14 protein-coding genes are annotated in these 16,839 nt (G+C 72.7%); 8 read left to right on the forward strand and 6 right to left on the reverse strand.

Translation table 11 applies throughout. The annotated features are described in order from the left end of the window. Positions 1 to 164 precede the first annotated feature (164 nt). Complete coding sequence (locus AB0P03_RS33795; protein ID WP_363632395.1) at positions 165 to 1,655, reverse strand: FAD-binding protein; 1,491 nt, start codon at positions 1,653 to 1,655, stop codon at positions 165 to 167. A 63-nt stretch (positions 1,656 to 1,718) separates the two neighbouring features. Then, positions 1,719 to 2,123 (reverse strand): hypothetical protein, encoded by a 405-nt coding sequence (locus tag AB0P03_RS33800; protein WP_363632397.1) that lies wholly within the window; start codon positions 2,121 to 2,123, stop codon positions 1,719 to 1,721. 279 nt (positions 2,124 to 2,402) lie between these two features. On the opposite strand from AB0P03_RS33800, the gene AB0P03_RS33805 reads away from it, so the two are divergent. Together AB0P03_RS33805 and pgm are read left to right on the forward strand one after the other, a co-directional pair. After that, entirely contained in the window at positions 2,403 to 2,702 is a 300-nt protein-coding gene (locus AB0P03_RS33805) for a YciI family protein (protein ID WP_363632399.1), read from the forward strand. A 128-nt stretch (positions 2,703 to 2,830) separates the two neighbouring features. Next, entirely contained in the window at positions 2,831 to 4,471 is a 1,641-nt protein-coding gene (gene pgm / locus AB0P03_RS33810; protein ID WP_363632400.1) for a phosphoglucomutase (alpha-D-glucose-1,6-bisphosphate-dependent), read from the forward strand. A gap of 172 nt (positions 4,472 to 4,643) precedes the next feature. On the opposite strand, the gene AB0P03_RS33815 is transcribed toward pgm, so the two are convergent. Beyond that, positions 4,644 to 5,051 carry a MarR family transcriptional regulator gene (locus AB0P03_RS33815; RefSeq protein WP_363624086.1) on the reverse strand — a complete coding sequence of 136 codons (408 nt, stop codon included), beginning with the start codon at positions 5,049 to 5,051 and terminating at the stop codon, positions 4,644 to 4,646. 200 nt (positions 5,052 to 5,251) lie between these two features. Here AB0P03_RS33815 and AB0P03_RS33820 point away from each other — a divergent pair, with 200 nt between their 5' ends. Continuing rightward, a complete protein-coding gene (locus tag AB0P03_RS33820) occupies positions 5,252 to 5,656 on the forward strand; it encodes a nuclear transport factor 2 family protein (RefSeq protein ID WP_363632401.1) in 405 nt (134 codons plus the stop codon). 33 nt (positions 5,657 to 5,689) lie between these two features. Here AB0P03_RS33820 and AB0P03_RS33825 read toward each other — a convergent pair whose 3' ends face one another. Next, positions 5,690 to 6,898, reverse strand: a complete 1,209-nt coding sequence (locus tag AB0P03_RS33825; RefSeq protein WP_363632403.1) for an MFS transporter — start codon at positions 6,896 to 6,898, stop codon at positions 5,690 to 5,692. A 111-nt stretch (positions 6,899 to 7,009) separates the two neighbouring features. Between AB0P03_RS33825 and AB0P03_RS33830 the strand changes: the two genes are divergently transcribed. Next, entirely contained in the window at positions 7,010 to 7,345 is a 336-nt protein-coding gene (locus tag AB0P03_RS33830) for a transcriptional regulator (RefSeq protein ID WP_363589178.1), read from the forward strand. Positions 7,346 to 7,533: 188 nt separating this feature from the next. Here the strand turns inward: AB0P03_RS33830 and AB0P03_RS33835 are convergent, their stop codons facing one another. Continuing rightward, on the reverse strand, positions 7,534 to 7,956 hold the full coding sequence (locus AB0P03_RS33835) for a tautomerase family protein (protein WP_363589180.1): 423 nt from the start codon (positions 7,954 to 7,956) through the stop codon (positions 7,534 to 7,536). Between the two features lie 66 nt (positions 7,957 to 8,022). Next, complete coding sequence (locus AB0P03_RS33840; protein WP_363589182.1) at positions 8,023 to 8,724, reverse strand: SDR family oxidoreductase; 702 nt, start codon at positions 8,722 to 8,724, stop codon at positions 8,023 to 8,025. A 145-nt stretch (positions 8,725 to 8,869) separates the two neighbouring features. On the opposite strand from AB0P03_RS33840, the gene AB0P03_RS33845 reads away from it, so the two are divergent. The 4 genes from AB0P03_RS33845 (at position 8,870) to AB0P03_RS33860 (ending at position 16,835) form a co-directional block, all read left to right on the forward strand. Further along, positions 8,870 to 9,493, forward strand: coding sequence for a TetR/AcrR family transcriptional regulator (locus AB0P03_RS33845; protein ID WP_363632405.1), 624 nt, complete (start codon positions 8,870 to 8,872; stop codon positions 9,491 to 9,493). Positions 9,494 to 10,012: 519 nt separating this feature from the next. Next, the gene (locus tag AB0P03_RS33850; RefSeq protein WP_363632406.1) at positions 10,013 to 12,091 is read left to right on the forward strand and encodes a trypsin-like serine protease; all 2,079 of its coding nucleotides are present in this window, start codon (positions 10,013 to 10,015) and stop codon (positions 12,089 to 12,091) included. A gap of 219 nt (positions 12,092 to 12,310) precedes the next feature. Further along, entirely contained in the window at positions 12,311 to 16,465 is a 4,155-nt protein-coding gene (locus AB0P03_RS33855) for an ALF repeat-containing protein (protein ID WP_363632408.1), read from the forward strand. Continuing rightward, positions 16,443 to 16,835: a hypothetical protein gene (locus AB0P03_RS33860; RefSeq protein WP_363589189.1), complete on the forward strand. Its 393-nt coding sequence runs from the start codon at positions 16,443 to 16,445 to the stop codon at positions 16,833 to 16,835. Before AB0P03_RS33855 ends, AB0P03_RS33860 begins: the two co-directional genes overlap by 23 nt. The last annotated feature ends 4 nt before the right edge of the window (positions 16,836 to 16,839 follow it).

Raw genomic sequence — 16,839 nt, forward strand, 5'->3', positions numbered from 1 at the left:
GGCGGGGGCCGCCCGCCCCCCGGCGGGGGCCGCCCGCCCCCCGGCGGGGGCCGCCCGCCCCCCGGCGGGGGCCGCCCGCCCCCCGCCGGGCCGCCCGCCCCCCGCCGGGCCGCCCGCCCCCCGCCGGGCCGCCCGCCCCCGCGGGCGGCCCGGGGGCCCGGCCGTCAGCCGGCGTGGATGCCCTGGCCCGGCGCCAGGATCCCCGCCGGATCCCACCGCCGCTTGGCCCGCTCCACCCGCTCCCACAGGCCGCCGTAGTGGCGCCGCCAGTCCGCCCCCGTCATCCCCGGCACCGCCCCGATCAGGTAGCGCTTGCCGCCCAGCTCCACCGCCCGGTCGTACAGCCGCCGGTTGCGCTCCAGCATCGCCGCCGTGTCCGTCCCCGGCGCCGGGAACGCCAGCAGGTCGAAGTGCCAGCCCACCGGCTCCTGCGGCAGCACCGCCAGCGGCGCCCCCACCCGCGCCCGCGCGTACGGGTAGAACAGCAGCAGCCCCGCCCCCAGGTCCGCCGCCGTCAGCAGCGCGGTCGCCTCGCGCATGAACACCCCCACCGTCGAGGCGGGCAGGAACAGGCTCAGCCACGGCTTCGCCAGCCCCCAGAACCCGGCCGCGCGCAGGTACCCCGCGAACGCGTCCACCCGGAACGCGTACTCGCGCCAGCTCTGCTCCACCACCGTCGTCTCGCCCGGCACCCCGTGCAGCCCCGCCAGCAGCGCCTCCCGGTCCACCGCCCGCCCCGCGTCCCCGTAGGCCACCAGCTCCGCCGTGTAGCGCCACCGCTGCCCGTCCGCGCTGCGCACCACGTTGCCGACCTGGAGGTCGAAGCGGCCCTGGGCCAGCACCTTCTCCTGGTCCGCGCGGTAGAGGTCCGCGTCGTCGTAGGCCAGGGTGAACACGGTGGCGCGCTCGCGCACCGGCACCAGGGCGAGCGTGGCCCGCACGATGATCCCCACCTGCCCGCCGCCGGCCAGCACGGCCTCGAACAGCTCCCGGTTGTGCTCGCGCGAGGCCGTCACCAGCTCGCCGGTGCCGGTCACCACGTCCAGCGACCGCACGGTGTCCGCCTGCAGCCCGTGGCGCTGCACCGCCCCGCCGATGCCGCCCACGCTCAGCGTCCCGCCCACCGACAGGTGCAGGTAGTCCGTCAGGCACGGCGGCATCCAGCCCGCCGCCAGCGCCGCGTCCGTCAGCTGCGCCCAGGTGGCGCCCGCCTCCACCACGGCGAGCCCGGGTTCGACGGAGAGGACCCGCGACAGCCCCCGGGCGTCGATCGCGATGCCGCCGCGGGGGTTGGCCTGGCCGTAGCTGGAGTGCGACTCCAGCCCGCCGTCGCCGACGACCGCCTGGTCGCCGCTCTGCCCGTTGACCGCCACCGGGATGCGGTGGCGCCGGGCGAAGGCCACCACCTTCTGCACGTCGCGCACCGAGGCCGGGCGCAGCACCGCGCGGGGCGAGGCGGTGACCAGGTGCCCGAAGTCGGAGGAGAACCGTTCCACCTCGGCGCCCCGCAGGGCCACCGTGCCGTCCAGGGCGGGCAGTTGATCCACGTTCTCGCCCGGCTCGGCGGCCCAGGCGCGGGCGGCGGTGTTCCAGCCGACGACGGCGGCGCCGGCGCCGGCGATCAGTGCGCGGCGGGACAGACCTGAACTGCTCATACGAGAACTTCTCCGATCAGTCGTCAAATAGGGATTGTTGTACCGCAACCACCCCGCGACCACCTACCTCCCCGCACGCCCCTCCTGCTGCTCCCGCTCCAGCCCCGCCAGCGCGGCCGCGACGTACTCCCGCATCCGCACCTGGTGGGCCGGGGCGCCGGCGGGGATGTGCGCGCAGGCGGCCCGCGCCTCCTCCAGCAGCGCCCGCCGCGTCTCGGGCAGGTGCGCCACCCGCGGCGAGTCGGCCGCCGTCCACAGCACGTGGGCGAGCTTGTAGGCGTACACGCGCGGGCTGACCGGGAACAGCGCCCGGTACACCCACAGCCCCTCCGGGGCGTCCAGGACCCACTCGTTGTGGCTCAGCAGCCGCACCCGCGCCTTGAGCACCAGGTCCCTGTGCGCCACGTCCCTGCGCGCCACATCCTTGTGCGCCACGTCCTTGTGCGTCACGTCCCTGTGCACCGTCATCCTCGCGTCCCCCTTCGTCCGTTCACCGCCCACCGCCCCCGGCGCCGTACGGCCCGTGCGCAGCACGGCGCGCGCCCCGGCCGCCCTGGGCAGGGGGCCGGCGCGTGGCCGAAGGAGTGGATGCGGACGAGTCTGCGGGCTGCGCCCGCCGCCCGGCAAGGCGTGATCCGGGTGCTCTGCGTCCTACCGCAACCCCCCGCTGAACTGGCACAATGGGGTCCGGTACACGCCGCGAGCCCCGGCCGCGAGGCCCCTGCCGTGCGGGGCTAGCCTGGTCGCATGTTCGTACTTGAGCTGACGTACACCGCCCCGCTGGAGCGCATCGACGCCGTCCTGCCGCAGCACGTGGAGTGGCTGCGCGGGCACTACGAGGCCGGTACGTTCCTCGCCTCGGGCCGCAAGGTGCCGCGCGAGGGCGGGGTGATCATCGCGCTGGGCGAGGACCGTGCCGCGGTCGAGGAGCTGACCCGCACCGACCCCTTCGCCCGCGAGGGCCTGGTCGCCTACACGGTGACCGAGTTCCTCGCCACCACCACCGCCCCCGCCCTGGACGCCTACCGCCAGCAGTTGCCCGCCTGAACCCCGGCCCCTGAACCCCGGCCCCGCCGTGCCCCGCCCCGCCTCGCGGTTCGGGGCACGGTCGCGTTCTGGCTACGATCGGTGGCACGGGGCAAGGACGCGTACGGGAAGTTGGCGGGAGAAGACGGATGGCACACGCACGGGCCGGGCAGTTGGCGCAGCCGGATGACCTGGTGGATGTGGCGCGGCTGGTGACGGCGTACTACGCGCTGAACCCGGACCCTCAGGAGGTCGGCCAGCGGGTGGCGTTCGGCACCTCGGGCCACCGCGGGTCCTCGCTGGACGCCGCGTTCAACGAGGACCACATCGCCGCGACCACGCAGGCGATCTGCGAGTACCGGGCCCAACAGGGCATCGCCGGACCGCTGTTCCTGGGCGCCGACACGCACGCGCTCTCGGAGCCGGCGAAGGTGACGGCGGTGGAGGTGCTGGCCGCCAACGGCGTGCAGGTGCTGCTGGACGCGGCCGACGGCTACACCCCCACGCCCGCGGTCTCGCACGCGATCCTGGCCCACAACCGGCGCAGCCCCCGGGCGCTGGCGGACGGCATCGTCGTCACCCCCTCGCACAACCCGCCGCGCGACGGCGGCTTCAAGTACAACCCGCCCAGCGGCGGCCCGGCCGGCTCGCAGGCCACCGGCTGGATCCAGGACCGCGCCAACGAGCTGATCCGCGAGGGCCTGCGCGGCGTCAAGCGCGTCCCGTACGCGCGGGCGCTGGCGGCGGCGACCACCGGGCGCCACGACTACCTGGGCACCTACGTCGAGGACCTGCCCGCCGTGCTCGACCTGGACGCGGTGCGCGCGGCCGGGCTGCGCATCGGCGCGGACCCGCTGGGCGGGGCGTCGGTGGCGTACTGGGCGCGCATCGCCGAGACGCACCGCCTGGACCTGACGGTGGTCAACCCGGTCACCGACCCGACCTGGCGGTTCATGACGCTGGACTGGGACGGCAAGATCCGCATGGACTGCTCCTCGCCGTCCGCGATGGCCTCCCTGATCGGCCGCAAGGACGAGTACGCCATCGCCACCGGCAACGACGCGGACGCCGACCGGCACGGCATCGTCACCCCCGACGGCGGCCTGATGAACCCCAACCACTACCTGGCGGTGGCCGTCGACTACCTGTACCGCCACCGCGCGGACTGGCCCGCCGACGCCGCGGTCGGCAAGACGCTGGTGTCCTCCTCGATGCTGGACCGGGTCGCCGCCGACCTCAAGCGCGAACTGGTCGAGGTGCCGGTGGGCTTCAAGTGGTTCGTCGACGGGCTGGCGGAGGGCTCGATCGCCTTCGGCGGCGAGGAGTCGGCCGGCGCCTCGTTCCTGCGCCGCGACGGCGGGGTGTGGACCACCGACAAGGACGGCATCCTGCTGGCCCTGCTGGCCTCCGAGATCACCGCCGTCACCGGCGCCACCCCCAGCGCCTACTACCGCGAGCTGACCGAGCGCCACGGCGCCCCCGCCTACGCCCGCGTGGACGCCCCGGCCGACCGCGAGCAGAAGGCGCGCCTGGCCCGGCTCTCCCCGCAGCAGGTCACCGCGGGCGAGCTGGCCGGCGAGGCGGTGACCGCGGTGCTGGCCGAGGCGCCCGGCAACGGGGCACCGATCGGCGGCATCAAGGTGTGCACCGACAACGCCTGGTTCGCGGCCCGCCCCTCGGGCACCGAGGACGTCTACAAGATCTACGCCGAGTCCTTCCTCGGCACCGGCCACCTGGCCCGGGTGCAGGAGGAGGCCCGCGCCCTGGTCGGCGAGGTCCTCGGCGCCTGATCCCGCGCCCGCGGGTGCCCCGGACCGGTTCCCCGGCCCGGGGCACCCGCGTTTTCCGGGCCCGTCCTTCCCGGAGGCGCTGTCCCGCGCGCCCCGTCGCCCCTTAACCCCGCCGCCCCGTGCGCCCCTTGGCCCCGTTGCTCCTTCGCTCCGCCGTCCCTTCGCCCCGTGCTCAGCCGAACGGGCCCTGCTCGGTGAAGCGCCGCAGCGACCGGGCGAACGCCTCGGCCTCCCCGGGCGGCCAGGAGGCGAGCGCCTCCTCGATGCCGCCGGCCAGGCGCCGGCGCATCACCGCCACGGTGCGCTCGCCGGCGCCGGTCAGGGTCAGCAGGGTGGCGCGCTGGTCGCGCGGGTCGGCCTCGCGGCGCAGCAGCCCGGCCTCCTCCAGGCGGGTGGCCCGGCGGCTGACCCCGGAGCGGTCCAGGCCGATCTCGGCGGCCAGGTCGGCGGCGCTGCGCGCCCCGGTGCGGGCCAGGCCGGAGAGCACGGGGTAGGTGACCTCGTCCACCGCCTCGCCCAGGCCCTCGGTCAGGCGCCGGTAGAGCGCGGCGCGGGCGGGGCGGCGCAGCAGGACGGCCAGGGCCTGGGCGACGGCGTCCCCGAGGCCGGAGGCAGTTTCAGGAACGGGGTCGGGGTCGGGGTCGGGGTCGGGGTCGGGGATTTCGGGGGAGTGGTCCACCCCCCGATCATAGCGTGCGCGACGCACGCGTTCCTGGGGTACGCTCATCCCATGAAGCGTGCGCCACGCACGCATTGTCGGATTCCGAGAAGGGAACCCCCATGCCCGCCACCGCCCCCCGCACCACCATCGCCGCCGCCCTCGACGACCTGCTCTTCACCCCCGGCCTCGACCTGGAGACCGCCGTCGAGCGCCACTTCACCCCCGACTACCGCCAGCGCACCGACGGCCGCTGGGACGACCGCGCCGCCTTCACCGAGCACATCCGCCACCTGCGCGCCGTGGTCGCCTCCGGCCGCGTCGAGGTCCACGAGGAACTCCACGACGGCGACCGCACCGCCACCCGGCACACCGTCGACGTCCTCAAGACCGACGGCGCCCAGGTCTCCATGGAGGTCTACCTCTTCGGCCAGTACGGCCCCTGCGGGCGCCTGCGCCGCATCGAGGAGACCACCCTGCTGCTCGCCGGAGCCGAGGCCGACCGCAACCTCGGCTCCGCCCGCTGAGACCCCGCCCGCCGAACCCCGCCCGTCCGAGGATCAGGACCGCGACGGTGCCGGTGCCGGTGCCGGCGCCGGCACCGTCGCCTCCTCCTCCGTCGGCGCACCCGCCCGCGCGTCCCGCGTGGTCGCCGCCGCCGTCACCGCCGCCACCAGCGCCAGCCCCGCCGCCGCGAACGGGAACCACCGCCCGCCCAGCACCGCGATCGCCGCACTGCCCGCCACACCCCCGGCCGCCGTCCCCAGGTACAGCGCACTGCTGTTCAGCGAGATCAGCAGCGGCGCGTTCCCCGGATCGATCGACGCCAGCCGGTGCGGCAGCGCCACCGACACCGCCCACCCCGCCAGCGGCACCACCGCCGCGTACACCAGCGCCCCCGGCATGCTGCGCCCCAGCCACGGCAGCGCGGCGAACGCGCCCGCCGCCACCGTCGAGCCGGTGAGCAGCACCCGCCGCACCCCGACCCGGTCCACCAGGCGCCCGCCCAGCCAGCTGCCCGCCACCGACATCACGCCCGCCGTCAGCAGCACCAGGCTCAGCCGGTCCGCGTCGCCCCCGGTCGCCCCCGAGACGGCGGTGGCCAGGTAGATGTAGACGCACTGGAAGGCCAGGAAGAACGCCAGCGTGGTGGCCGCCGCCCCCAGCACCCGCCGCTGCCCCAGCGGGGCCAGGCGCGCCCGCAGCCCCGGCGCCGCCACCGGCGCCGGCAGGTCGCGCAGCAGCAGCGCCAGCCCCGCCAGCGCCGCCACGCCCAACGCGGTGACCAGCCACATCGTCATCCGCCAGTCGCCGCGCCCCACCCAGGTGCCCAGCGGTACGCCCAGCGCGGTGGCCACCGTCATCCCGCCCAGCACGGTGGCCAGCGCCCGTCCGCGCCGCTCGGGGGCGACCAGGGTGGTGGCCACCGCGTTGGCGGTCGGCGTGTACAGCGCGGCCCCGGCCGCCGCCAGGACCCGGGTGGCCAGCAGCAGGCCGTAGCCGGGGGCGAGCGCGCTGAGCGCGTTGGCCGCGCTGAACACCGCGAGCGCGGTCAGCAGCAGCCGCCGGCGCGGCCAGCGGGCGGTGAGCGCGGCCAGCACCGGGGCCAGCAGCGCGTAGCCGAGCGCGAAGACGGTGACCAGCTGGCCCGCGGCCGGCACGGACACCCCCAGGTCGGCGGCGATCGGGCCGAGGATGCCGGCGACGACCATCGAGTCGGTGCCCATGGCGAAGGTGCCGAGGGCGAGCAGGAGCAGGCGTACGGGCATGGAAAAGCCCCCCGATTGTTTGACGATAGGGCAACAGTTTGACGCTCGTCAAACACTAGGGATGGGTGGATGATTGTCAAACCAATGTCCAGCCGACGAGGACCACGCGCCATGACCGAAGACGAGCGGCTGCCCCAGCCCGCCACCGCCGACATCGACCTCGTCACGGTCCTGCACGCCCTCGGCGACCCCGTCCGGATGACCCTGCTGCTCAGCTACGCCGACGGCGCCGAACACTCCTGCGCCCCCCGCGACCTGGGCCTGGACCACCTCCACAAGTCGACCGTCTCCCACCACATGCGCGTCCTGCGCGAGGCCGGCGTCACCACCACCCGCGTCGCCGGGCGCAACCGCTTCGTCAGCCTGCGCCGCACCGACCTCGACGCCCGCTTCCCCGGCCTGCTCGACGCCCTCCTCGCCGGTGCGCCCGCCGCCCTCGACGGCTGAACCTGCCTGAACCTGCCTGGATCCGCCAGGACCCACCGCCCGCGGGGTGCCGGGGCGGTGGGTCCTGGAGTGGGAAGTCGACCTGTCCGACTTCTCGTGGCGGCGCCGTGCCGGGGCGTCCGTCGACAGGAGGTCGGCAGGAGGTCGGAAGGGGATCGGTAGGAGGTCAGCAGGAGGTCAGTAGGGAATCAGTAGGGGATCGGGCGGTTCTCGCGGGCCCACAGCTGTTCGGCCTCGCTCTGGGACGGGGGCGGGGCGATCCCGTTGATCATCCACAGGTCCCGGGGCGTCTCGTCGATGTGGAACTCGCAGTACAGGCCGCGCCCGGTGGTGTGGGGCGCGAGGAGGGCGGCGAGGGCCTCCCGGGTGCGCTTGCGCAGGTCGGGGTCCTCGGTGTGCCGGGCGATGTGCTCGACCACGATCCGCACCGCGTCGTGCGCGGGCTGGTCGCCCACGTGGAAGGAGTCGGCGCCGATCTCGTGGAAGAGCGTCATCACGTAGAACTTCGGCAGCCCGAAGCGGGTGTAGAACCCGGTGATGTCGGCGGCGAGCTGCTGCTTCTGCCCGGGGGTGTAGGTGCCGGGAGGGTGGTAGACGTGCCACAGGGGCATGGGTGTTCTCCTCGGTGTCGGCCGGCGGTGGCCGGCGGGTTTCGACGGGTTTCGGCGGGGCGCGGTTCAGCGGCGGATGGGGATGGTGAGGCCCTCCACCGGGCCGGGGAGCGCGGACTTGAGCGCCCGGGTGAGGTCGTCGACGAGGACTTCGCGATCGCCGCGCTCGACGCCGTCCAGGACGATGCGGGCCACCTCGGCGGCCGGGATCTTGTCGACGGGCAGGGCCGCCACCATCTCGGTGTCCGCGAAGCCCAGGTGCACGCCGACGACCTGGGTGCCCTGGGCGGCGAGCTCCAGGCGCAGGGAGTTGGTCAGGGACCACAGGGCGGCCTTGGAGGCGCCGTAGGCGCCGGCGCCCGCGCCCCAGGACAGCGCGGAGTGGATGTCGACCAGCGCCCCGCCGCCACGGGCCGCCAGCACCGGCGCGAAGGCCCGGGCGATGCGCAGCGGGCCCAGGACGTTGGTGTCGAAGGTCGCCTGGACCTGCCGCAGGTCGCCGGTGAGCAGCGCTCCCGGGTACAGGACGCCGGCGTTGTTGAAGACGAGGTCGACGTCCTGGACGCGCTCGGCCAGGGCGGCCACCGAGGCGTCGTCGGTGACGTCCAGGGCCAGGACCTCCACCCGACCGTCCTCGCTGGGCACGGGGGTGCGGGCGGTGGCGTAGACCTTCTTCGCGCCGCGCGCCAGCAGTTCCCCGACGAACGCCCGGCCGAGGCCGCGCAGGCCTCCGGTGACCAGGGCGGTGGAGCCGTCGATCACGGTCATGTGCGTGTTCCTCGCTCTCGGAAGGCGGCGCCCGTAGCCGGAGCACCGCAACGTTTAGATTATTACCATCATCTAAACTGGATGGGGAAGCCCGGATGGGAAAGTAGGACCACCACCACCGCAGGACGAGGAAAGGAACGCAGGCATGCCCCGCGTGTCACGGGCCGAGGCCGAACGCCACCGCCAGGAGGTGATCGACCACACCGCCAGACTGATCCGGGAGCAGGGCTCCGACCAGGTCAGCGTCCCCCAGGCGATGGCCGCCGCAGGCCTGACGCACGGCGGCTTCTACCGGCACTTCACCTCCAAGGACGACCTCGTCGCCCAAGCCCTCACAGCCGCCTTCACCGAACGCCGCGAAGCCATGGACCGCCTCGCCGACGACCCCACCCCCGACCCGGCCGCCGCCCAACACCCCACCCCCCGCGCCGAGTTCCTCGCCCGCTACCTCTCCACCCCCCACCGCGACAACCCCGGCCAGGGCTGCGCCGCCGCAGCCCTGGCCGCCGACGCGGCCCGCGCCGAACCCGGCTCCCCGCTGCGCACCGCCTTCACCGCCGGACTGCGCGACCTGGCCGACGGCTTCCAGCACCTGCCCGACGCCGCCGACCGCGAGAGCGCCCTCGCCGACCTGTCCACCATGGTCGGAGCCCTCCTCCTGGCCCGCGCCAGCGAGGACCCCGCCCTGTCCGACGAACTCCTCACCGCGGCCCGCCACCGCCTGACCACCCCCGCCGCGGACGCGGACACGGGCGCGCCGTCCGCGTAGGGCCCGCGGCCGGACCGGGGTCATCCCGCGCGCGCCTGTCCGCCTCCACCTTCGCCGTGTCCCCGGCGCTGCCGTGGACGCCAGGCGTGCCGCCGCTCCCGCCCGCCCCGCAGGGGCGTTGGCGCCTCCTGGCCCTGGCTCGACGCTATGGGGATGAAGCGCGGCCGGACTGTGAAAGGATGGTTCTCGCCCGAATTCATCCGGAATATCCGCTTTAGGCGAGGACTATTCCGGAAGGTTCGGTTTTGTTCGGCCACTGGGGGATTGACTCCGGGTCAGAGGCCAGTCGGCAGCGCGGCTAATGGCTTTGACGTGCGCGGATTTCAGCCGATAGCGTCCGCTTGATCTTTTCTTTGCCAGCTCGGGGGATGCTGGTATGCCTCCCCCGGCGCGTCTCTTTGGGGAGTCCTTGTGCGTACGGTGAGAAGACTGGCCTGGCCGCTCGGCGTGGCCTTGGCGATACCCCTGATGGCCGGTTCGATGCCGGCTACGGCCGCGTCACCGGAGGCCACGCCGCCGGTGGCGGTGGAGAGTTTCTCCTATCCGGACGCCGAGAAAATCCTCGCGGACCGGAAGATCACCCTGAAGGCGGGCGACGGACACATCCAGCTCGCCGACTGCGCCTCAGGTCCCGGTCTTTTCCAACTGCTCAGCCGAGCGACCACTCCCAGCCAGGTCTGCTTCACGATCACCGGACCCACCGGTTACCTGGCGATGGAGATCCCTAAGGTCTACGACATCCGGGGCGATGCCCACACGGTCAAGGCCACGCTGAACACCGCTGGCAGGATCACCACCTTCGACGTTCCCAAGAATAAGTGGACGGGGCTGGGAGAGGGTGCGTCTGCCGATGCGACGACGCTGCTCGAACTCAACGCCACCGACGGACCGGGCGTGCCGACCTCCACTGGCGAGTACCCGGCGGTCGGCACCGTGACGGTCGGGCAGCCCGGACGCAGCGTGGACTCGCGGTCCTGCACTGCCACCCTCGTCGACCGCTACTGGCTCCTCACCTCGACAGGCTGCTTCGCCAGCGACCCGGCGGCCGTCGTCGCTGGAGCACCCCCGGTCCCGAGCAGTGCCACCATCGGTGGTAAGTCGGTCGCCATTGCCCAGCTCGTTTCCCGTGGCGATCGCGACCTAGCCATGGCCCGTCTTGCCACCCCCGTGACGGACATCAAGCCCGCCGCTCTCGCCACCACCGCCCCGGTGACTGGAGAGGGCCTGCGGGTACTCGGGTATGGCCGCACCGCCACCGACTGGGTCCCCTCCAAGGTTCACGCCACGACCCACGCCATCGGTACCGTCACCGCCACCAGTGTGGACACTGCGCCGACCGACGGCGGAGCCGCCATCTGCCCGGGAGACGCCGGCGCGCCCCTGCTGCGTGCCACGAACGGCGTCCCGGAGGTTGTCGGCGTTGCATCCCGCTCCTGGCAGGGCGGCTGCCTGGGCACACCCTCCACCGAGACCCGCATCGGAGCCTCCTCCAGCCGTGTAGACGACCTCGGCCCCTGGGTGCAGCAGGCCATTTCTGCATGGGGAACTGCGGTGGATTACTCCTCCGCAGTCGTGAACTCCGTGTACAACCCTGACTCCAAGACCGCGGAGATCTTCGCCCTGGGCACCGACGGCGTCCTCGCCCACGCCTCCAACACCGAGGGCAAGGGCTGGAACAGCGGCTGGGAGGCCCTGGGGGACTGGCAGTTCACGGGCATCCCCGCCACGATCTACAACCCCGCCACCAAGGCCACCGAACTGTTCGCCATCCGCAAGACCGGCGAACTCGGCCACAACTACTGGGACCCGGCCACCAAGAAGTGGGCCGGCTGGAGCGTCGTCCCCAGCGCCCTCAAGCTCAAGGCCAACCCGGTCGCCGTGTTCAACCCCTCGAACCAGACCGCCGAGGTGTTCACCCTGGACACGAACGGCTACATGACCCACACCTACAGCACCAACGGCGCCCGCTGGGACGACGTCCGGGGCCTGGGCACCTGGCAGTTCACCGGCACCCCCACCACCCTCTACAACCCCGCCACCGACGCCGTCGAACTCTTCGCCACCAGCAACCGGAACGAACTCGGCCACAACTACTGGGACAGCAAGACCAGGACCTGGGGCGACTGGAGCACCGTCGGCGGCCAGGCGGTGACCGGCAGCCCCACCGCCGTCGTGAACCCGGCCAACAACAGCGCCGAGGTCTTCGTCACCACCACCAACAACGCGATGGCCCACAGCTACAGCCTCAACGGCGCCCGCTGGTCCGACATCACCACCATGGGCGGCTGGCAGTTCAACGGCACCCCCACCGCCGTCTACAATCCCGCCGCAGGCGCCGTCGAACTCTTCGCCGTCCGCGACACCGGCGAACTCGGCCACAACTACTGGGACAACAAGACCAAGACCTGGGCCGACTGGAGCACCATCAGCGACTGGAAGTTCTCCGGCACCCCCTCCGCCACCTACAACGCCTACACCAACGCCCTCGAACTCTTCGCCACCGGCACCAACGGCACCATGTCCCGCGCCACCTACCAGAACAACCAGTGGCTCGCCTGGGAGAGCATGCCCGGTTGGACCTTCGCCATCACCGGCTGATTCACGCTCGTGCTGGCTCCCGGCGGAACACGCCATGAGCTGGGCCGGCGCTACATGACGCATATCGCCTGCCGCAACGCCTCCTGGCGGTGCGGCAGGCCGTGGTGCGGTGCTTCATCCCGCACCCCACGCTTCTGATCGATTTCCAGGGCCGCCGAACGTCGTGCCACTGGTTGCACGACGCTCCGGCACGCCCACACAGAACGGATTCGTATATCTATGAGGGTGTCTTTGACATCACGGGCCCGGTCGCGGCTGGTGGCCGGGTTTGTGGCCGGCAGCCTGTTGACGGGGCTTCTGGTGATCCCGGCGGCGGCGGCCGATGTGCCGCTGGCGACCGGGCCGAACGCGGACCGGGTGAAGGTGGTCGCGGCGTGGCAGGCCGGGGGACCCGCGGTGCGCGGGGCCGCAGAGACCGCTCTGACGGGCTCGGCCGACGACCTGAAGAATTTCCTGATGATGGGTCAGGCAGCCGCCGCCGACAAGGACCTGAGGACGCGGATCGAGGAGCTGATCGCGACCTCTGGTCCCGGGGTGCGTGAGGCCGGGACCGCCGCGTTGAAGGGGTCGGCGGCAGACCTACAGGCCTTCCTCGATAAGGACGCCAGGAAGGCCTACGAGGACGACCAGCGGGTACTGCTGTCGCAGATCATGACCGCAGGCGGACCCGGCGTGCGGGCCGCGGCCAACGCGGCTCTGGACGGTTCCTTCGGCGACGTGACCAGGTTTTTGAACGTCGATCAATACAAGGCGAGGGAAGACGACGACCGCGTCCGCCTCTCCCAGCTAATGACCTCCGGCGGACCGGAGGTGAAGAAGGCCGCGAACACCGCGCTGGACGGCACGATGGAGGATGTCCGGCAGTTCCTGCAGTACGGCTACCAGACCGCGGCAGCCCACGACCAGGAGACGCTGACCGTCGCGCAGTTGGCGGACCTGACGAAGAATGCCTCCGCCCAGGCGGGTGAGCAGTCCCGGACCGCCAAGGACGCGGCGGGTAAGGCACTGGACGCGACCCGTCTGGCCAAGGAGGCCGCCGAGCGGGCTGCCACCGAGACCAAGGCCGCGCAGGGTTCGGCCGGTCAGGCGTCGGACGCTGCCGGGCGCGCGGCGGACGCTGCCGGGCGCGCGGCCGACTCAGCTCAGACCGCCTCGTCGGCGGCCAAGGCCGCGAACGAAGCCTCCCGACAGGCTGCGAACGCCGCGGCCGCCGCGGCCTCGGCCGCGACGAAGGCGGGCAATGCCGCATCCCGTGCGCTGGCTGCTGCTGCGGGGGCCGCCGGCGATGCGGGAAAGGCTGACCTGGCGCGTGCAGCGCCGGTGACCGCCCGCAATGTCGCCGTGGACGCTCGTGCTGCGGCTGAGGCCAGCCAGTGGGCCGGCACCGCCGCGACTCAGGCCCGCGCCGCGGCTCAGGCCGCCGCCTCTGCGGGTATCAACGCTGCCGCCGCCGCCCAGGCCGCCGCCGAGGCGGCTGGCTACTCGGGTGTGACGGACGCTGCCGCCTACCGGGCCCGCCAGGCCGCCGCCCGAGCCAAGAGTGCCGCGGCCGAAGCCACCCGCGCGGCGAACGCTACCGTGAAGATCGCCAGCGACGCCGCCGCCGCGGCCGGTGATGCCCAGCGGGCCGCCACCGCCGCCGCGGACCACGCCGACGCGGCCGCTGCCGCGGCTGACGAAGCAGCCCAGCATGCTGGCAACGCCGGAAGCTGGGCCGCCACCGCGCAGGCCGCCGCCACCGCGGCCGGTGCCGCCGCAGACTCGGCCGCGAACTCCGCCACGCAGGCTCACAAGGTCACCGACATCGCCCGCGCCTCCGACCAGGAGCGTCTGGACGAGCAGCAGGCCGTCGAGATGGCTGCCGCAGACGAGGCTTCCCGCGAAGCGGACCGGAAGGCCAGGACCGCCGTGTGGGAGGCCGGCAAGGCAACCCAGGTCGCCACCGAAACCGAACAGCTGATCAAAGACGCGACGGCCGCGGGGGTCGACCCGAAGTCCGCGCTCCTCAAGGGCCGTCAGGCTGCGCTGCGGCTGCTGGATGCCGGCGGCCCGTGGACCAAGGCCGCCGCCCAGACCGCTCTGGAGGGCGATGACAGTGCCGTCCAGACCTTCCTGAACACCGGCCTGGCGGTGGCCCGAGACCGCGACGACCGCACCAGCGTGATGGCGATCTCCCAGGCCCCGGGCAAGCTGGAGAAGCGTCTCGCGGCGGAGACCGCCTCGGTGGGCACCCCCGATCAGGTGCGCGCTTTCCTGGCTACCGGGCAGTACCCGGGCAAGGACGACGATGACAGGGTCCTGCTCTCCCAGGTCATGACGGCCGGTGGCCCCGGCGTGAAGGAGGCCGCGGGCAAGGCCTTGGACGGCACGATCGACGACGTCCGCGCCTTCCTGGCCATTGGTCAGTTCAAGGCCCGCGACGACGACAACCGAGTCCTGGTCTCCCAGGCCCTGACCAGTGGTGGGCCTGAAACGAAGGCCGCGGCCCAGGCCGTCCTCTCCGGCCCGGCCGACCGCTTGATGCCGTTCCTGCAGACGGGCCTGCCCAAGGCCCAGCAGCGTGACGCCGTCACCGCCACCCACGTCGCCACCATCCAGTCCTACCTCGCCACCATCGACGGCTCGGTCGCCCTCGCCCGCCAGTACGCGGCCGAGGCCTCCCAGGCCTACGCCACCGCCCGCGGCGCCGCCGACGAGGCCGTCGGCTACGCCAACCAGGCCCGCACGTCGGCGGCCCAGGCTGCCGACTGGTCCAGCAAGGCCGCTGCCTCCGCCCAGCAGAGCCAGACCTCCGCCCAGCAGGCCGCTGGCTACGCCAAGCAGGCCCAGATCTCCGCCGCCTCCGCCAACGCCGCAGCACGCAGTGCCAGTGCCTCGGCGGCCATGGCCACCGGCTACGCGGCCCAGGCCCGCCAGTACGCGGCCACCGCCAAGAACGCCGCCGACCAGGCCCAGTCGAGTGCCGCAGCCGCACACAAGAGCGCCGACGAAGCCGACAAGGTCGCCGCGGAAGCCTGGGCCGCCGTCTGGCAGAAGCAGCAAGCGGAGGCCGCCGCCGCCGAGACCGCGGCCGGCACCGCCGGCAACGACGGCAGCGACGGCAGCGGCAGCGACAACGGTGGCCGGGCGTACTACGTCGAGGTCGTGCCCCACGACGACGTGAAGCCAGACATCGTCAAGGACGACATGTCCAAGTGCATCGCCGACGACCCTGGCACCCTGGGCGGCTGGCTCTTCGGCGACTCCAAGACGTGGCACAAGAACTCCGCCGGGGAGCAGATCTGCACCGTCCCGGTCAAGGTCAGGATCTCTGGCACCGTCGACTACGTCATGCGCACCTGCCCCGAGGTCGGGCTCAGCGTCGACGCCTGCAAGGGCAAGTACGGCAAGTGGGACACTCTCGTCCTCAACACCCAGCAACTCGACGGCAAGGCCCAGTACGACTCCACCATCGAGCTCACCTACAGCTACTTCGCCCAGCACTACAAGGTCTACTGCGGCTCCGAAGGCGTGTGCACGAGCGGGGACAGCTCCCGGCTGCTCCTCCACATGCTGACCGACGACTTCGTCAAGTGCTTCAACGACCCCCGCCTGAACGCGTCCTGCGGCTGGGCGGCGGCGACCGTCGCCCCCGTCGGCACCCTGACCAAGGCCGCCAAGGGCGTCATCGCCTTCCGCTTCGCGCTGGAGGCCGGCGTCGGCATCGAAGAGGCCAGGCTCGCCCTCCAGGCCACCCTCAACGGCTACAGCGAAGCGGCACTCAAGGGCTTCAACTCGGTGGCCGACGCAGTCGGCAAGTTCCGCCTCACCCTCGACAGCGGTGCCGGGACGGAAGAGGCACTCAAGGTGCTTCGCAACAACCCCGCCGTCGACCGCGACACGCTCCGGGGTCTTGAGGCCGAGGCCAAGGTTGCGGACGACCTCCGCAAGGTTTGCCTGGTCCCCGGCGCCCCCGGACTCCGCGCGTCCTACGGGTTCGCCGCGAACACCTCGGGACCGGTCTACAGCACGGCGTCCGACGACCCCAACCCGACGGTGTTCGACAACTTGTACCCGGAGGACAAGGACGGCTGGACCAGGATCTTCGCCCCGGGCACGGTGGGCACGCGCACCGGCAACTACGTGTACGTGGTTCTGACCGACGGTACCCTGCTGATCGGCCGGGGCGACGGCCACATCGCACTCACCAAGGGCGCACAGGTGCTGGCCGCTGGCGAGGTCCGCTTCAAGAGCGGCAGGATGGTAGAGGTGAACAACAAGTCCGGCCACTACAAGCCCCGCGGGACCAACGCCGAAGCCGCAGCCGTTGAAGCCTTCAACAAGGTCGGACTCGACGCGACAGGAAAGTATGTTGAGTACAAATTCCCCTGCTGACGACGGTGGCTGCGGCCTCGTCCTCGACAAGATCGACTTTCTGCTGAAGGTCCAGCAGATCGCCGACGGCGTGGACCAGGTCGAGCCGCTCCTGGAGGACCTGGCCGATCACATCACCGCCGCAGGGGAGCGCTGCAGGCCGGCGGTCCGTGTGCGGTTCCTCGCGCTCATGCAGGACATCGACCCCTGGAACCTGGAGGTGATGCAGTACTGCATGCACGCCCTGCGGTGGCAGGAGGTGCTCGACCACGCCGAAGCCCTCTTCCGGCAGGAGAAGGGCGTCAACCGGCACCGCCTGTACGAGCGCCTCATCGAGTCCTTCGACGACGACTGGCCGGATCGTGAGTTCTTCCGCCGCTACTCGGACTGACCCG

This window comes from Kitasatospora sp. NPDC088779 (assembly GCF_040685395.1).
Taxonomy (GTDB): domain Bacteria; phylum Actinomycetota; class Actinomycetes; order Streptomycetales; family Streptomycetaceae; genus Kitasatospora.